General features: G+C 66.1%; 15 protein-coding genes. 12 read left to right on the top strand and 3 right to left on the bottom strand.

Translation table 11 applies throughout. The features are described 5' to 3' along the window. Positions 1 to 10 precede the first annotated feature (10 nt). The 12 genes from EMQ25_RS09380 to EMQ25_RS09330 all read left to right on the top strand — a co-directional run bounded on the left by EMQ25_RS09380 (position 11) and on the right by EMQ25_RS09330 (position 12,173). Positions 11 to 421 (top strand): VOC family protein, encoded by a 411-nt coding sequence (locus EMQ25_RS09380; protein WP_127188325.1) that lies wholly within the window; start codon positions 11 to 13, stop codon positions 419 to 421. Between the two features lie 31 nt (positions 422 to 452). Continuing rightward, positions 453 to 1,646 (top strand): hypothetical protein, encoded by a 1,194-nt coding sequence (locus EMQ25_RS09375; RefSeq protein WP_127188324.1) that lies wholly within the window; start codon positions 453 to 455, stop codon positions 1,644 to 1,646. Between the two features lies 1 nt (position 1,647). Beyond that, entirely contained in the window at positions 1,648 to 1,806 is a 159-nt protein-coding gene (locus tag EMQ25_RS18495) for a 2-dehydropantoate 2-reductase N-terminal domain-containing protein (protein WP_280177633.1), read from the top strand. Further along, entirely contained in the window at positions 1,776 to 2,729 is a 954-nt protein-coding gene (locus EMQ25_RS18490; RefSeq protein WP_280177632.1) for a ketopantoate reductase family protein, read from the top strand. The genes EMQ25_RS18495 and EMQ25_RS18490 overlap by 31 nt, the downstream gene beginning before the upstream one ends. Further along, complete coding sequence (locus EMQ25_RS09365) at positions 2,726 to 3,841, top strand: Gfo/Idh/MocA family protein (protein WP_127188323.1); 1,116 nt, start codon at positions 2,726 to 2,728, stop codon at positions 3,839 to 3,841. Before EMQ25_RS18490 ends, EMQ25_RS09365 begins: the two co-directional genes overlap by 4 nt. Next, positions 3,838 to 5,454: a DUF885 family protein gene (locus EMQ25_RS09360; protein ID WP_127188322.1), complete on the top strand. Its 1,617-nt coding sequence runs from the start codon at positions 3,838 to 3,840 to the stop codon at positions 5,452 to 5,454. The genes EMQ25_RS09365 and EMQ25_RS09360 overlap by 4 nt, the downstream gene beginning before the upstream one ends. Next, the gene (locus EMQ25_RS09355) at positions 5,454 to 6,473 is read left to right on the top strand and encodes an ABC transporter ATP-binding protein (protein ID WP_127188321.1); all 1,020 of its coding nucleotides are present in this window, start codon (positions 5,454 to 5,456) and stop codon (positions 6,471 to 6,473) included. The genes EMQ25_RS09360 and EMQ25_RS09355 overlap by 1 nt, the downstream gene beginning before the upstream one ends. Then, complete coding sequence (locus tag EMQ25_RS09350; RefSeq protein ID WP_127188320.1) at positions 6,466 to 7,449, top strand: ABC transporter ATP-binding protein; 984 nt, start codon at positions 6,466 to 6,468, stop codon at positions 7,447 to 7,449. Before EMQ25_RS09355 ends, EMQ25_RS09350 begins: the two co-directional genes overlap by 8 nt. Positions 7,450 to 7,642: 193 nt before the next feature. Next, positions 7,643 to 8,572: a 2-hydroxyacid dehydrogenase gene (locus EMQ25_RS09345; protein ID WP_158626019.1), complete on the top strand. Its 930-nt coding sequence runs from the start codon at positions 7,643 to 7,645 to the stop codon at positions 8,570 to 8,572. 71 nt (positions 8,573 to 8,643) lie between these two features. Then, positions 8,644 to 10,257, top strand: a complete 1,614-nt coding sequence (locus tag EMQ25_RS09340; RefSeq protein ID WP_127188318.1) for an ABC transporter substrate-binding protein — start codon at positions 8,644 to 8,646, stop codon at positions 10,255 to 10,257. Between the two features lie 85 nt (positions 10,258 to 10,342). Beyond that, positions 10,343 to 11,296, top strand: coding sequence for an ABC transporter permease (locus EMQ25_RS09335; protein WP_127188317.1), 954 nt, complete (start codon positions 10,343 to 10,345; stop codon positions 11,294 to 11,296). Beyond that, on the top strand, positions 11,289 to 12,173 hold the full coding sequence (locus tag EMQ25_RS09330) for an ABC transporter permease (RefSeq protein WP_127188316.1): 885 nt from the start codon (positions 11,289 to 11,291) through the stop codon (positions 12,171 to 12,173). Before EMQ25_RS09335 ends, EMQ25_RS09330 begins: the two co-directional genes overlap by 8 nt. A gap of 27 nt (positions 12,174 to 12,200) precedes the next feature. Here the strand turns inward: EMQ25_RS09330 and EMQ25_RS09325 are convergent, their stop codons facing one another. The 3 genes from EMQ25_RS09325 to EMQ25_RS09315 are packed head-to-tail and all read right to left on the bottom strand — an operon-like array spanning position 12,201 to position 14,797. Continuing rightward, positions 12,201 to 13,010 (bottom strand): SDR family NAD(P)-dependent oxidoreductase, encoded by an 810-nt coding sequence (locus EMQ25_RS09325; protein WP_127188315.1) that lies wholly within the window; start codon positions 13,008 to 13,010, stop codon positions 12,201 to 12,203. After that, positions 13,007 to 14,008 carry a sugar phosphate isomerase/epimerase family protein gene (locus EMQ25_RS09320; RefSeq protein WP_127188314.1) on the bottom strand — a complete coding sequence of 334 codons (1,002 nt, stop codon included), beginning with the start codon at positions 14,006 to 14,008 and terminating at the stop codon, positions 13,007 to 13,009. The genes EMQ25_RS09325 and EMQ25_RS09320 overlap by 4 nt, the downstream gene beginning before the upstream one ends. 24 nt (positions 14,009 to 14,032) lie before the next feature. After that, complete coding sequence (locus EMQ25_RS09315) at positions 14,033 to 14,797, bottom strand: SDR family NAD(P)-dependent oxidoreductase (protein WP_127188313.1); 765 nt, start codon at positions 14,795 to 14,797, stop codon at positions 14,033 to 14,035. Positions 14,798 to 14,814 lie beyond the last annotated feature (17 nt).

Genomic DNA, 14,814 nt, shown 5'->3' with positions numbered 1-14,814 from the left:
CCAAGCGAAAATGACTCCCTTTCACATGGCGTTCGCAATCGACGACAAGGAACAGGCGCGCCGCTTCTATGGCGAGGTGATCGGCTGCAAGGTGGGCCGCGAGGCCGACAACTGGATCGATTTCGATTTCTTCGGCCACCAGATCTCGGCTCATCTCAACACCGATCCGAAATCCGCCGCGACCTCCAGGGTCGGAAACGACCTGGTGCCGCTTCACCATTTCGGCGCCGTGCTCGCCTGGGACGAATGGAACGCGCTGATCGGGCGCCTGCGGGCGAACGGGCATGCCTTCGTGCTCGAGCCCCATGTGCGCTTCGAGGGCGAGCCGGGCGAGCAGGGCACGTTCTTCATCAAGGATCCGGCGGGCAATGCGCTCGAATTCAAATCCTTCCGCCATCCCGAAGGGCTCTTCGAGCACTAGGGGCATTTCGCCGATATCATAGGAACCACGCATGACCGGCTTCGACATCGGGCGCGAACTGACCGCCGTCACCATGGGCATCGATGCGTTCGAGCGCACCAAGGCCAATGGCGAGAGCCTGCTCGATGGCGAGGGGCTGGTGCCCATCTACATGGGCGGGGACATCGTCGCGCCGCGCCCCTACACCGACTGGAGCGCCCCGCGCGCCGACCTTGCCGCACTCGCCGATGCGGTGGCGGGGCTCGGTGAAGGACCGCGCAAGACATTCCTTGAAGGCATGCTGCGCTCGCTCAAGGTCGCGGTCCGGCTCTTTTCAGGCGCCGCGCCGTCCTTCGAGGAAAAGGTGACCGATCTGGTAGGCGCGCCTGCCGGGCGCGAGGATCCCGAGCTTATCGAGACGGCGCGCGACCGGCTAGACGCGCTTCTGACGCGTGCCGGTTTCGCCGAGGGCGGGCTCGGTGCGCGCGTCTCGGCATGGGAGAAGCAGAAGGCCATCCCCGCCGACCGGATCGAGGCCGTCTTTCGCGAACTGATGGCCGAGGCCAAGGCCCGGACCGATGCCCGCATCTTTGATACGGGCGCGTACGACATGGTGCTGAACCCGATCCGGAACGCCCACTACACCGCGCGGTGCAGCTTCAATGAAGGCAAGATGGATCTCAATCTCGACCTTCATTTCACCCGCGCCGCCCTCAAGCACCTCGTCTGTCATGAGGTCTTTCCCGGCCATTCCACCCAGCTGCTCTCGACCCGCGCGGCCGTCGACGCAGGGGAAGCGCCGGCGGACGCGCTTCTGATCACGGCCAATGCCATCACCGGCTGCGTGCAGGAAGGCATCGGGGACCAGGGCGTCCAGCTCATCGATTACATCGAGGACGAGGACGACGAAATTCACCTTCATCTGCGCCGCCTGCGCAGCGCCTGCCAGACGAGCGCCGCCTGGATGCTGATGGTGGAAGGCGTGCCTGCCGATGAGGTGGCGGACTACCTCCGCGAGACCGCGATGGGCCAGGAAGCCTGGGTGCAGGGCCGGCTGCGCATGGCGGCCCATCCGTTCCGGGGCCCGTTCATCGCCTCCTACTGGGCGGGCAACGAAGCGGTACGCCGGGTGCGCGAACGCGTGACCGAGGCGCAATGGCCCGATTTCCTCAAGACGCTCTACGGGCACGCCAACAGCCCCGCGAGCCTCGACATGTTCCCCCAGACGCCAGCCCAGGACCATTGAGATGAAGATCACCATCATCGGCGCGGGCGCCATCGGCGGGCTCGCCGGGGCCTATATGAGCCGCGCCGGCCACGACGTGCTCCTGGTCGACCGCTGGGCGAGCATGTGGCCGCGCTCAATGACAAGGGGATGTTCATCGACGGCGTGCGCGGCGAGATGACCATTCCGGTCCGCGCTGCGACCCCCGATCAGCTCTCGGGCGATCTCGGAACGGTCCTGATCGCGACCAAGTCCCAGCATGCCGTCGAAGCGCTCGAACAGATCATTCCGCTGCTCACGGCAGAAAGCTGTGTCGTCTCATTCCAGAACGGGTTCAACGAGCCCGACATGATTGCCGCTCTCGACCGCGCGGGCCTGCCGGGCCAGCGCATCGTCATGGGGTCCATCCCCAATTACGGTGGCGCGCTGGTCGATCCGGGCTATGTCGAATTCGTCCATGAAGGGCCGATCCAGCTCGGCGAACTCGACGGCACGACGAGCCCGCGGCTCAGCGAACTCGCCGGTGCGCTCGAGGCGCTGACCCAGGTGCAGCTCTCGGACAAGATCTGGGGTCAGATCTGGGCAAAGGAAGTCTATGCCTCGCAGGTGGTGTTTTCCGCGCTCGCCGACGCGCCGATCAAGGAGACGCTGGGCGTCGAGCGCTATGCGCGGCTCGCGGGCGCAGTGGTCAAGGAAGCGCTCGAGATTGCGGATGCCAGCGGCATCGAGGTGCAGGCGTTCGATTTCTTCGATCCGGCCAATTACCGGGTGAAGACCGCCGAGGACACAAGGAAGCTTCTGGCCAATATCGAGCACGCCATCTGGCTTCTGAAGAAGGACCAGGAGAACAAGCCCAGCCACAGCTTCAAGAAGAAGGGCTCGGGCATCTGGTGGGATATCGTTTATCGCAAGCGCCCCTCCGAGACGCGCTCCTCGAGCGGCAAGCTTCTCGCCTATGGCGAGGCGGTCGGCGCCGATACGCGGCTCAACGCCCGGCTCTTCGAGATGATCTACGAGATCGAGGATGGCCGGCGCCCGCTCGGCTTTGCCAATTTCGACGAACTCGAGGCCTATGCGGCCTCCATTGGAAAGACCCTGCCATGACGAGCACTCTGGGCGTCGGCCTGATCGGCGCGCACACCTGGGCGGAGAAGGCCCATCTTCCCGGCTATGCGGCCCATGAGCGGGTGGACCTGGTGGCCGTATGCGACATCGAGGAGGGTCGGGCCCGCGCCATGGCCGAGAAGTTCGGTGCGCGAAAGGTCTATACCGATCCCGAGGCAATGATCGCCGATCCGGACGTGCAGATGGTGGATGTGTGCACGCCCACTCATACCCATCTGCCGCTGAGCCTCGCCGCGATTGCCGGCGGCAAGCACGTGCTTTCCGAAAAGCCGCTGCACACCGAGGCGGCGCCGGCCTTCGATGCGGCGCGCCGGGCCGATGCGGGCGGCGTGCGCACCAAGCTGGGCTTCACCTTCCGCTATTCCCCGGCGATCCGGCAGATCAAGACCTGGATCGAGGACGGCACGCTGGGCGAAATCTTCCACATCCATGGCTTCGAGCAGAATTCCCAATGGCTCGATCCCGATTTTCCGCTGCGCCAGATTGCGCCCGACGCGGTGCGCGACAAGCTGATCCCGTCCTCGATCATCGGCTATGGATCGCACCTGATCGACCTGATGCGCTGGCTCGGCGGAGAATTTGGCTCGGTCGCATCGAGCATGAAGAACTTCATTCCCGAGCGCGTCGTGCGCGGGGAGCCCGGTCGCCAGCGCGTGCTGGTCGAAGATGGGGCGGTGGCGCTCGTCGAATATGCCAATGGCACGCAGGGGCTGCTGCAGACGAGCTATATCGCGGTGGGCAATTACCCGGGCGTCGAGATCCGCGTCTATGGCTCGAAGGGGGCTGCGGTGGCGCGGCTGATCGACGAATTCGGCGTGGCTGAAACCCTGAAGCTCGCGACCGCCGATGCGGTGGAGTTCAAGCCCGTCGAGATCGGGCAGGACGCGCTGCCCCCGGGCACGACGCTCAATACGCCCTGGCCCGAGCTCTATTACCGCAATCTGGTTCGGTTCTTCGTCGATGAGATCCTCGAGGACCGGCCGCGGGAATGCACCTTCTTTGATGGTGCAAAGAGCCAGGAGATCGTCGACGCGATCATCAAGGCCCATTACGAGCGCCGCTGGGTCGACCTGCCGGGCGCGGGCGCATGAGCCGGTTCGATCCCGCGCTCGTCGACCGGTTCCTCGCCCATCACTGGCGGTTCAATCCGGTCGACGCGACCTTCATGGGGGAGAGGGGATACGACCATCGCCTGCCGCCTGCTGGGGCCGAGACGCTGGACGACGAACGCGCAGGGATCGCTGAGTTGCTCGGCATGCTCGAGGCAAGCGAGGAGCCCGACGATCTGGGCCAGCGCCTCGACCGGCGCATGATGATTGCGGAACTGACGGTGCGACAGGCGGCAGCCGAGAGCCGGCCGCGGCTCGCCAATCCTGCGTGGTATTCAGGCGAGGCGGCGTTCGGGATCATCTCGCTCCTCCTGCCGCAAAGTGCGCCCGTCCGCGAGGCGGCGCTGCTCGACCGGCTCGAGGGCGTGGACGGCTTTCTTGCCCAAGGGGCGGAGCGGCTTGCGGGCGTCGCCGTCCCCGCCGGATGGGTGGCGCGCGCGCGGCGCGAATGCGCGGCAATGGCGCTGTTCCTGCGGGAGGACATCGCGCTCCATGAGGACTGGGCGGAAGGGTGGCAGGCGCCCGCTACCCGTGCCGCCGATGCCTTCGAGCGGTTTGCGTCTGCATTGGATGGACTTGACGATGCCGATCCGGCAGCCGGCGAAGCCTATCTGACGCTTCTGATGAGGACCCAGCACGGGCTCGATTTCGGCCCGCGCGAGGCGTTGGAGCGCGCCGAAGCCGCCTTCGCTCGGCTCGGCGAAGAGATGGAGGCGATGGCCGACGCCATCCGCCCCGGCGCCAGCGCCGCAATTATCCTCGCCAAACTTGCTGCCATCGGGCCGGAAAGCGTGGACGCGGCATTCAAGAGCTACGAGGCGATCGACCAGAAGGCGCGAAAGGCGGCCGAGGGCCTGATGACGCTCGCCCAAGGCTATGGTCTCGACTATCGCTGGATGGCGCCCTGCTTCCGCCGCGTGAGCCAGACGCTCTATTTCCTCTTTTATCGCTCGCCGCCGGGCCTCGATGCCGGATCGGGAAGCGTCTACTGGGTGACGCCGCCGGGATCGGACGAAACCGCATTCCTTGCCGCAAACCCGACCGCCATCGTCAAGACGATCCATTCGGTCCATCATGGCGGGGTGGGCCACCATACGCAGAACGCGCGGGCGCGCGTTGCGGCATCCCGGCTCGCGCGGATTGCAGGCACCGACTGCGCTCTGGGGCTGGCGTTTCTCGGATCGGGCACGCTGATCGAGGGCTGGGCCTGTTACGTCGAGGACCTGCTGATGGAGGCCGATGGCTTTTATTCCCCGGCCGAGATGCTGCTGCTCAAGCAATTCGAGCGGCGCAATGCCGCGAGCGTCCTCGTCGATATCAGGCTGCATCTGGGCGAATGGAGCGAGGAGGAGGCGATTGCCTTCTACCGCGACGAGGCCGGGTTCGCGCCTTCACGCGTCGCGGGCGAAGTCGTGCGCAACACCATGCTGCCGGCGTCCCGGCTGATGTACTGGCTGGGGGTCGAGGGCATAAAGGCGCTGCGGAACCGCTGGCGGGGGGACACGGTGAGCTTCCACGACACGCTCCTCTCATTCGGCCACATGCCGCTCGCCTGGATCGCCGAGGAAATGGACCGCGCGGGGCAGTTGGGCTGATGGCAGGGACCGGCCCGCTTCTCGAGATCCGCGATCTCGTCACCGAATTCCGCACCGAGACCGGCGTCGTGCGGGCGGTCAAGGGCGTCGACATCGTCGTCGAGCCCGGCAAGACCGTAGCGCTGGTGGGCGAATCCGGTTCGGGCAAATCGGTGACGAGCCTTTCGGTCATGCGGCTGATCCCCAAGGCGATCGGCGGCATCGTGGGCGGCGAAATCCTTTTCCGTGGTCGTGACGGGCGGGTCCGCGATCTCGTCCACGAGCCCGAACCGGCCATGCGCGCGCTTCGCGGCAACGAGATTTCCATGGTCTTCCAGGAGCCCATGACGAGCCTCAACCCCACCCAGAAGATCGGGGCGCAGATCGCCGAAGTCGCGCGGCTTCACCGCAAGCTGAGCCGGGCCGACGCCTGGAAGCACGCCATCGAAATGCTAACCCTCGTCGAGATCCCCGATCCGGCGCGGCGCGCGGACATCTATCCTCACCAGATGTCGGGCGGCATGCGCCAGCGCGTGATGATCGCGATGGCGCTGGCGTGCAACCCTGCGCTCCTGATTGCCGACGAGCCGACAACGGCGCTCGACGTGACGGTGCAGCTGCAGATCCTCGAACTCATGCGGCGCCTGCAGCGCGAGATCGGCATGGGGATCCTCTTCATCACTCATAATCTGGGCGTCGTCGCTGAAATCGCCGACACGGTGGCGGTGATGTATGGGGGCCGGATCGTCGAAACGGCGCCGGTCGAAGAACTCTTCGATAGGCCGAGCCATCCTTACACCCGCGGGCTGCTCGACAGCCTGCCGAGCGTTGATCACGCGGCCCGGGCCGCCGGAAAGGTCGCTCGGCTCAAGGCCATTCCGGGCAGCGTCGTCGATCCGCGCAACCCGCCCCACGGCTGCGATTTCAATCCGCGCTGCCGCTGGGTGATCCCGGCATGCCGCGAGGCCGTGCCGCCGGTCTTTCCGGTGTCCCCGACCCATGGCGCGCGCTGCCTGAGGTGGAACGAACTCGATGGCTGAACCGCTCGTCTCGATCGCCGACCTCAAGGTTCACTTCACCGTGGGCCGCACCATGTTCTCGCCGGGGACGGTGGTGCGGGCCGTCGATGGGGTGAGCTTCGATGTGGGGCGCGGCGAGGTTCTCGGGCTGGTCGGGGAATCGGGGTCGGGCAAGACGACGCTCGGCCGCTCGATCCTGAGACTGGTCGAGCCCACGAGCGGATCGGTGCGGTTCGAGGGCGAAGAGGTGACCACGCTGCCGCCCAGCCGGCTGAAGCGCCTGCGCAGCCGCATGCAGATCATTTTCCAGGATCCCTATGCCAGCCTCAACCCGCGCATGAGCGTGGGCCAGACCCTGAGCGAAGCGCTGGAGCTGCACGCGATTGGCACGCGGGCCGATCGCGCGGAACGGGTCGGGGATCTGCTCGAGCAGGTGGGGCTGCCGCGGGCGGTCGCGCAGCGCTTCCCGCATGAGTTTTCGGGCGGGCAACGCCAGCGGATCGGCATCGCCCGGGCGCTCGCAGTCAATCCCGGCTTCATCGTCGCCGACGAGCCGGTCTCCGCGCTCGACGTGTCGATCCAGGCCCAGATCATCAATCTGCTGCAGGACCTGCGGCAGGAGCTGGGTCTCTCGATCCTCTTCATCGGGCACGATCTTTCGGTGATCGAATTCCTCTGTGACCGCGTCGTCGTCCTCTATCTCGGCCGGATCATGGAAACCGCCACCGCGGCCGATCTCTATGCCAATCCGCGCCATCCCTATACGCGCGCGCTGCTCGATGCCGCTCCGGTGCCCGATCCGCGGAAGCGGCGCGAACGCATAACGCTCAAAGGCGACCTGCCGAGCCCCTCGGCACCGCCCTCGGGCTGCGTTTTCCGCACGCGGTGTCCCTTTGCGATCGCGGCCTGTGCCGAGACGGTCCCGCCGCTCGAGACGGTTGGCGCAAGGCACCAGGTAGCCTGCATCCGCGCGGGCGAACTCGACCTTACCGAATAGATCATTTCCCTCAACGCCTTGTGGCCGGCCGCCCGATCCCGGCGGCTAGCCTTTGCTATTGCTCAACAATTCGGCGGAATGCCACGCAATCGCGCAGTCGGCCCGACATGCGCCATGCATGAGTTGAGTTGCGGACAAATCGGATTATTTCGCGCATTGCGCGTTCGCAGCCGAGCGCTTCATGCTGGCCGTCATGAAACGGATATTTATCGCCTCTCGCGGCAATCCAGAGCATCTGGCAAGTCTGTTCCGGGCCCAGCTGCCCGACCATGACGTGCTGGTCGAGCAGCCCGATCCGCAGGGACCGGCCGTGCCCTACATCGTGGTCGGTCGGCCGCTTCCGGGCGTCATTGCCGCTGTGCCCGGGCTCGAGCTGGTGCTGAGCCTCAATGCCGGCGTCGAGCATCTTCTGGCGAGCGGAGAGGTGCCCGATCACCTGCCCATCGTGCGTCTGGTCGATGAAGGCCTCGCCGAAGGCATGGCCGAATGGGTGATGGCCCACGTCCTGGGCTGGCATCGCAATCTGCGCCATTACGAGGCGATCCAGCCTGCCGCCCAGTGGCAGCCGAAGCCCGAAAAACTCGCCCGCGAACGCATTGTGACGGTGCTCGGATCCGGTGCGCTGGGGGCGCCGGTCGTCCAGCACCTTCTCGCCTTCGGCTTCAAAACGCGCGTCTGGAGCCGGTCGGGCCGTCCGGTCGCGGGTGCCGAGAGCTTTGCCGGACGCGAGCGTCTCATCGAGGCGGTTTCGGGAGCAGACATCCTGATCAATCTGCTGCCCCTGACCACCGAGACCGCCGACATCCTCGATGCATCGGTGTTCTCGGCGATGGCCCCGGGAAGTTTCCTCATCAATGGCGCGCGGGGCGGCCATGTCGTCGACGCCGACCTGATCGCGGCCCTCGACCAAGGCCAGCTCAGCGGCGCAGCGCTCGACGTCTTCCGCACCGAGCCGCTTCCCCCGGAAAGCCCGTTCTGGAGCGACCGGCGCATTCTGGTGTCGCCCCACGTGGCGGCGCCCACTCACCTGGACATGGCCGTGGCCGAGATGGCCGGCAATATCCGCCGCTTCGAGCGGACCGAACCCATCCCCCATCTCGTCGACCGGCAGCGGGGTTACTAACGCCAACCCGGGCCAACCGGGGACTTCCTCCACCAATTGTGCGACAGCAATCAAGGCAAGAAGGATCTGAAATGACGTTCAAACTCACCCGCCGCGCCACCCTGCAGGGGATCCTGGCGACCGCCACCGCCTTCACCACCATGCGGGCGCTGCCCGGCATGGCCCAGGAACGCGGCGGCACGCTGCGTGTCGGTCTCACCTATGAGATCGACACCATGAACACCTATTCCACCGGCTTCCTCGCGGACGCCCAGCACGCGGTGGTCGAAGGCCTCCTCGCGCCCGACCAGAACGCCCGCTACGTTCCCGTGCTCGCCAAGGAAGTCCCCACCATCGAGAATGGCGGGATCGTGCTGTCCGAGGACGGCCGGCGCATGACCATCACCTACAAGCTCCATGAGAACGTGACCTGGCACGACGGCGCGCCCTTTACTTCGGCCGACGTCAAGTTCACCTGGGAAGCGGTGAAGGATCCCAATTTCATCGCCGAATCCAAGCAGGGCACGGCCGATATCGACAGCATCGACACGCCCGACGACTATACCGTCGTCTGCAACTACAATACCGTGACGCCCACCTTCGCCTCGACGCTCTTCACCTTCGGCATCATGCCCAAGCACCTGCTCGAAGGGGAGGACCTCAACACCTCGAGCTACAACGAGACGCCGGTGGGCACCGGGCCCTTCATGGTCACCGAGTTCGCTCGCGGCCAGTACGTGGTGCTCGACCGCAATCCGAACTACTGGCGCACCGCAGAGAATGGCGACGAGCTGCCCTATCTCGACCGGCTGATCTTCCGCATGATCACCGATTCCAACACGCTCGTGACGCAGCTGCGCTCGGGCGAGCTCGACATGGTGGTGCAGACCCCGTACTCGCAGGCGGCCCAGGTCGCCAATATCGACGGGCTCGAGCTGATCCGCGGCCCGCTGCTCTCCTGGCAGCACCTCGACTTCAACTTCGAGAACCCCACGCTCTCGGACCGCACCGTGCGCCACGCCATCGCCCACGCGATCAACCGCGAGACGCTGATCCGCGCGCAGGGCGGCTATCCCGAAGCGATCAAGTCGCTTGTCGTGCCGATCTTCGAGCTCTACGATCCGGAAACGCCCGAATTCCCCTATGATCCGGAGCGCTCCAACCAGCTTCTCGACGAGGCGGGCTACGTGCGCGGTTCGGACGGAGTGCGCGAAAAGGACGGCAACCGGCTCTCCTACAACTTCGTCGTCCAGGCCGGCCGCGCCGATGACGAGAACGCACAGCAGGTGATCATCGCCCAGCTGCGTGCCATCGGCATCGAAGCGCAGGCCGACAACAAGACCGGCGTCGCCTATCGCGAGGCGCGCTACAATGGCGGCTTCGACCTGATCTATGGCCGCTGGATCACCTCGGCCGACCCGGTCTACTCGAACTTCTACGGGACCGAAGGCACCAATAACGGGCTCAATTACTCCAATCCCGAGCTCGACGAAGTGTTCGTCCGCCTCGAGAACACGCTCGACATGGATGAACGCAAGGCGGCCGCGGCCGAGATGCAGCGCATCATCGCCGAGGACATGCCGGCGATCGCCCTGACCACCAACACCGCCGTGATCGCGGTGACGACGCGGCTGCAGAACTTCATCCCCAACCCGACCAACATGACCAATTTCGTCGATACCAAGGAGTGGTATCTGGAATCGTGATGGCGGATTACGCCAGCCTCAACCATGATCGGGTTCCCGGCGCCATGCGCCGGGGACCGACTTTCCAGGACGCCCGGGGAATGCCATGAGCCTTGGTTACATCGTGCGGCGGCTCCTCGGCGCCATCCCGCTGCTCCTCGGCATATCGGTGATCCTGTTCACCATCATCCAGCTGGCTCCCGGCGGGCCGCTGGACATGTACGCCGAAAATCCTTCCGTCAGCCCCGAGGCGCTGGCCCAGATCGCGGCGCGCTACGGGCTCGATCAGCCTCCGCCCATCCAGTACTTCATGTGGCTGTCGGCGATGCTGACGGGCGACTGGGGCTATTCGATCCGCACCGGGCGCCCCGTGCTCGGGGAGATCGTGATGCGGCTCGGGCCGACTCTGCAACTGGGCGGGCTCGCCATGCTGATCTCGCTCCTGATCGCCGTACCGCTCGGCATCGTGAGCGCCGCGCGGCGCGGCTCGCGGCTCGACAGCGCGGTGACCGTGATTTCCTTTGCCGGCATTTCTACGCCCGTCTTCTGGCTCGCGCTGCTGCTGCAATTGCTGTTCAGCGTCCAACTGGGCTGGTTGCCGTCGGCAGGCTATCAGTCGATCGGAGATGGCTCCTTCCTCGACAGGCTGCGCTACATCGCCATGCCTGCGGCCGTTCTCTCCTTTGCCACGATCGCCAGCTGGAGCCGCTTCATCCGCTCGGGCATGGTGGACGTGCTCAACCAGGACTATATCCGCACCGCCTATGCGAAGGGCCGCAGCGAGCGCGGGGTCGTCGCCTTCCATGCCCTTCGCAACGCGATGATCCCGGCCGTCACGATCATCGCGGTGGACTTCGTCACCATCATCTCGGGCGCGGTGATCACCGAAACCGTGTTCGCCTGGCCCGGCATCGGCCGGCTCTTCATGGAGAGCATGAACGGGCGCGACTATCCCATGCTGATGGGCCTGATGATGATGGGCTCGGTGGGGATCATCCTCGCCAACATCATTGCCGATCTCGCTTATGCGAGCCTCGACCCAAGGATCCGCTATGGCTGAGACAACGCTTCCCGCGGCGATCGCGGCGACCAAGCCCCGCAGCTACTGGTCGCGCGTCGTCGCACGCTTCCTCAAGCATCGCCTCGCCGTGATTGGGCTCTGCTTCCTCACGGTCATGGGGCTGATCGTGATCATCGGGCCGATCGTCTCGCCCTATGACTATGATTACCAGGATTTCGAGCTGATCGGCATGCCGAGCGAGTTCAGCCAGAGCCATTGGCTGGGCACGGACGAACTCGGCCGCGACGCGCTGACGCGGCTGATCCATGGCGGGCGCGTTTCCCTGGCGGTCGGGCTTGCGGGCGCGGTCATCGCGACGCTCCTGGGCACGCTGATCGGCGCACTTTCAGGGTTCTATCGGGGCTGGGTGGATGCGGTGCTGATGCGGTTCACCGACGTCGTGATGTCGATCCCCACCCTGCCGCTGGTGCTGCTGCTCTCGGGGCTCTTCCGCCCAAGCCCGCCGCTGCTGGTCGCGATCGTCGGCATACTGATCTGGATGGGCACGGCGCGGCTGGTGCGCAGCCAGTTCCTGGCGCTGCGCGAGCGCGAGTTCGTGGAGGCCGCGCGAGCGCTCGGCGCAGGGGGCGCGCGCCTGATGTTCCGGCATATCCTGCCCAATGCGATCGGGCCGATCACGGTCGCAGCGACGCTCGCCGTGGGCAGCGCCATCATGCTGGAATCCGCGCTCTCCTTTCTCGGCTTCGGCATCCAGCCACCGGTCCCGACCTGGGGCAATCTGCTCAATAGCGCCAGCGCCTGGCTCGCCGTCGCGCCCTGGCTCGCCATTCCGCCGGGGCTCTGCATCCTGTGCACGGTGCTCGCGGTCAACTTCGTCGGCGACGGGCTGCGGGACGCGATGGAGCCGCGGGAGTAGGGGGCGCCGGCGGCGCCCCCCGCGAGATCAGCCCGGAAAGAGCGTCAGCCCGCCATCGACGCGCAGCACCTGCCCGTTGATGAATTTTGCGCGCGGGCTCGCGAGGAAGGCGACGGCGTCGCCGATCTCCTCGGGTTCGGCATAGCGGTTGAACGAGCGTGCGCCCGAATCCATCTTGGCGGGATCAACGACGCGGGTGGCCTGGAAGCGGGCCGTCTTGGTCGGGCCGGGGCTGACGGCGTTGATGCGCACGCCCTGTTCGTAAAGCTCCTTGGCAAGGCAGCGCGTGTAGTGGACGACCGCGGCCTTGAGGGTCGAGTAGACGACTTCCGGAGAGCAGCCGAGATGGGCGGCGGCCGAGGCGATGTTGATCACCGAGCCGCGGCCGGCGCGGACCATTGGCGGCACGAAGGCCTGCGTCACGAGCATCGTGCCGATCAGATTGTTGTTGGTCAGCGTCTGGATGTCCTCGAGCGAGATGTCGAGGGCGTTGTTGGGATTGGGCTTGCCGCCCGCCGCCCCGATGTCGCCGCCCGCGCAATTGACGAGGATCTCAACTTCGCCGAGCTCCTGCTCGATCTCGGCCTTCATGCGGGCGACGGCGTCCTTGTCCCCGATATTGCCGGTGACGCCCATGGCGCGCACGCCCATCTGGCGGAAGGTCTCGACGACTTCACCCAGATTGGCCGCCTCGCCATATTTGGCGGTCGCCTCCCAGCTGAGATCGTGCAGGACGATATCGGCGCCCGCTTCGGCGAGTTTCTGGGCCATCATGCGCCCGAGCCCGCGTCCCGAGCCGGTCACGAAGGCGATCTTTCCGTCCAGTTCCCTGGTCATTGTGCTGTCTCCAGTCTGTCGAGCCCGAGGGCCCTGATATTGGCGGCGCTGCGCCGGATCATGTCGAGTTCGTAGGTTTCGAGGGCGGCGTCGTCCCCGCGCTCCCAGGGGGTGCGATAGTCCTCATCGGGGCCGAGCCGGTTGCGGCAGGCCGCAGCAAGGCACGCCGCAAGTTCGGGCGCGCTCTTGGGCGCATAGCCCTGCCACCAGTCGGGGGAATGAAAGCGGATGTGCCGGGCCTCGAGCGCGCCGGGCTCGAGGACGGCGGTGAGGTCGGGATTGTGAGCAAGCAGGATGCGCATCATCTCAACGAACGGCACCGCGCCATCCCCGATCGCGCAGCGCACGAGCCGATAGCCCTCGTCGGTCGCCTGGACGCGGTAATCCTTGAGATGGGCGTGCTTGACGTAGGGCGCGACGATACGCGTGAAATCGAGGGGGGCCTCGAGCACCGGAAAGGTGTTGCCCATGTCGAAGGTGATGCCGAGCCCCGGGCCGAACTCCTCGCAGAAGGCGACGAGCTCGCGGCTCGTGAAATCCTGATGGTTCTCGATGGCGAGGACGCGGCCCTGATCGGCCGCCATGGGGGCGTATTTTCCGAGCCCGGCCCGGATGGAGGCGTTGAGCGCACCCCATTTCCCGCCCCAGGCATTGCGGCTGCCCTCGAGCACGGGGCTGAGGCCGAGCCGGATGACCTTGGCGTCGAGCGCCTTCGCCGAGCGGAGCGCGCTTTCGATGGGGCCCATCATGTCGAGCCCGGCGCTGACGATGGGCGTCATGCCGAGGCTCTTGAGCCGGTCCGAGAGGCGGGCGAGTTCGTCGTCGCTCATCGCAGCGAGCCAGGGATCGAAGATCTCGATGGCTTCGGCCTCGATCTCCTCGGCGATAGCGATCAGGCCTTCGAGCCCGGTGCCATTGGGATTGGTGCGCGGCGTGCCACGGCCCTGCAGCCCGAGATGCCAGGTGAGGCCATAGGGGTTCAGTCCAAGTTTGAGCATGGGTCTTCCTTCCGGGACCGGCCGCTAGAGGAGGCCGGCGTCGACGACGATCGATTGTCGCGTGATCATGGCGCTGTCGTCCGAGGCGAGGAACAGCGCGGTGCGCGCGATCTCGTCCCCCAGCAGCACGCGCTTGAGGGTCTGGCGCGACACCATCACGTCGATGTCGGCCTGTCGCGTGAACCAGAGCTGGCGCTGACGCTCGGTGATGACGGCGCCCGGCTCGATCGCGTTGACGCGGATATTGTCGTCCCCGAAGGCGCGCCCGAGGCTGCGTGTAAGCCCGATCACCGCCGCCTTCGCAGTGGCATAGACCGACATGTCACCACCCCCGCCACGCCAGGCGATCGAGGACATGTTGATGATCGAGCCGCGGCCGAACTCGCGCATGTGCGCGCGCACCTGCTGGGCGGCGAAGAACTGGTGCCTGAGGTTCACCGCCTGGCAATTGTCCCAGTATTCGAGGGTCACGGCGTCCGCGTCGTGGCGATCGTCATTGGCGGCGTTGTTGAGGAGGACCGAGACCGGCCCCAGATCCTCTCGAATACGGGCGATGCTGACCCCGAGCGCGCCGATATCGCGCAGGTCGCAGGGGTAGAAGCGGGCCTCACCGCCCGAGGCGGCGCATTCGGCCACAAGGGCGGCGGCCGGCTCGGGCTGGATGTCTATGAAGGCGACGCGGCAGCCATTGGCTGCAAAGGCACGGACCATGTCCGCCCCGATGCCGCTGGCCCCGCCCGTGATCAGCACCACCCGGCCCGCAAGGCTGGGGTAACGCGCGAATTCCATGATGTGGTTCTTTCCTC

The organism is Arsenicitalea aurantiaca (genome assembly GCF_003994485.1).
GTDB classification, from domain to species: Bacteria; Pseudomonadota; Alphaproteobacteria; order Rhizobiales; family Devosiaceae; genus Arsenicitalea; species Arsenicitalea aurantiaca.
This window is presented reverse-complemented; position numbering and strand designations above follow the sequence as displayed.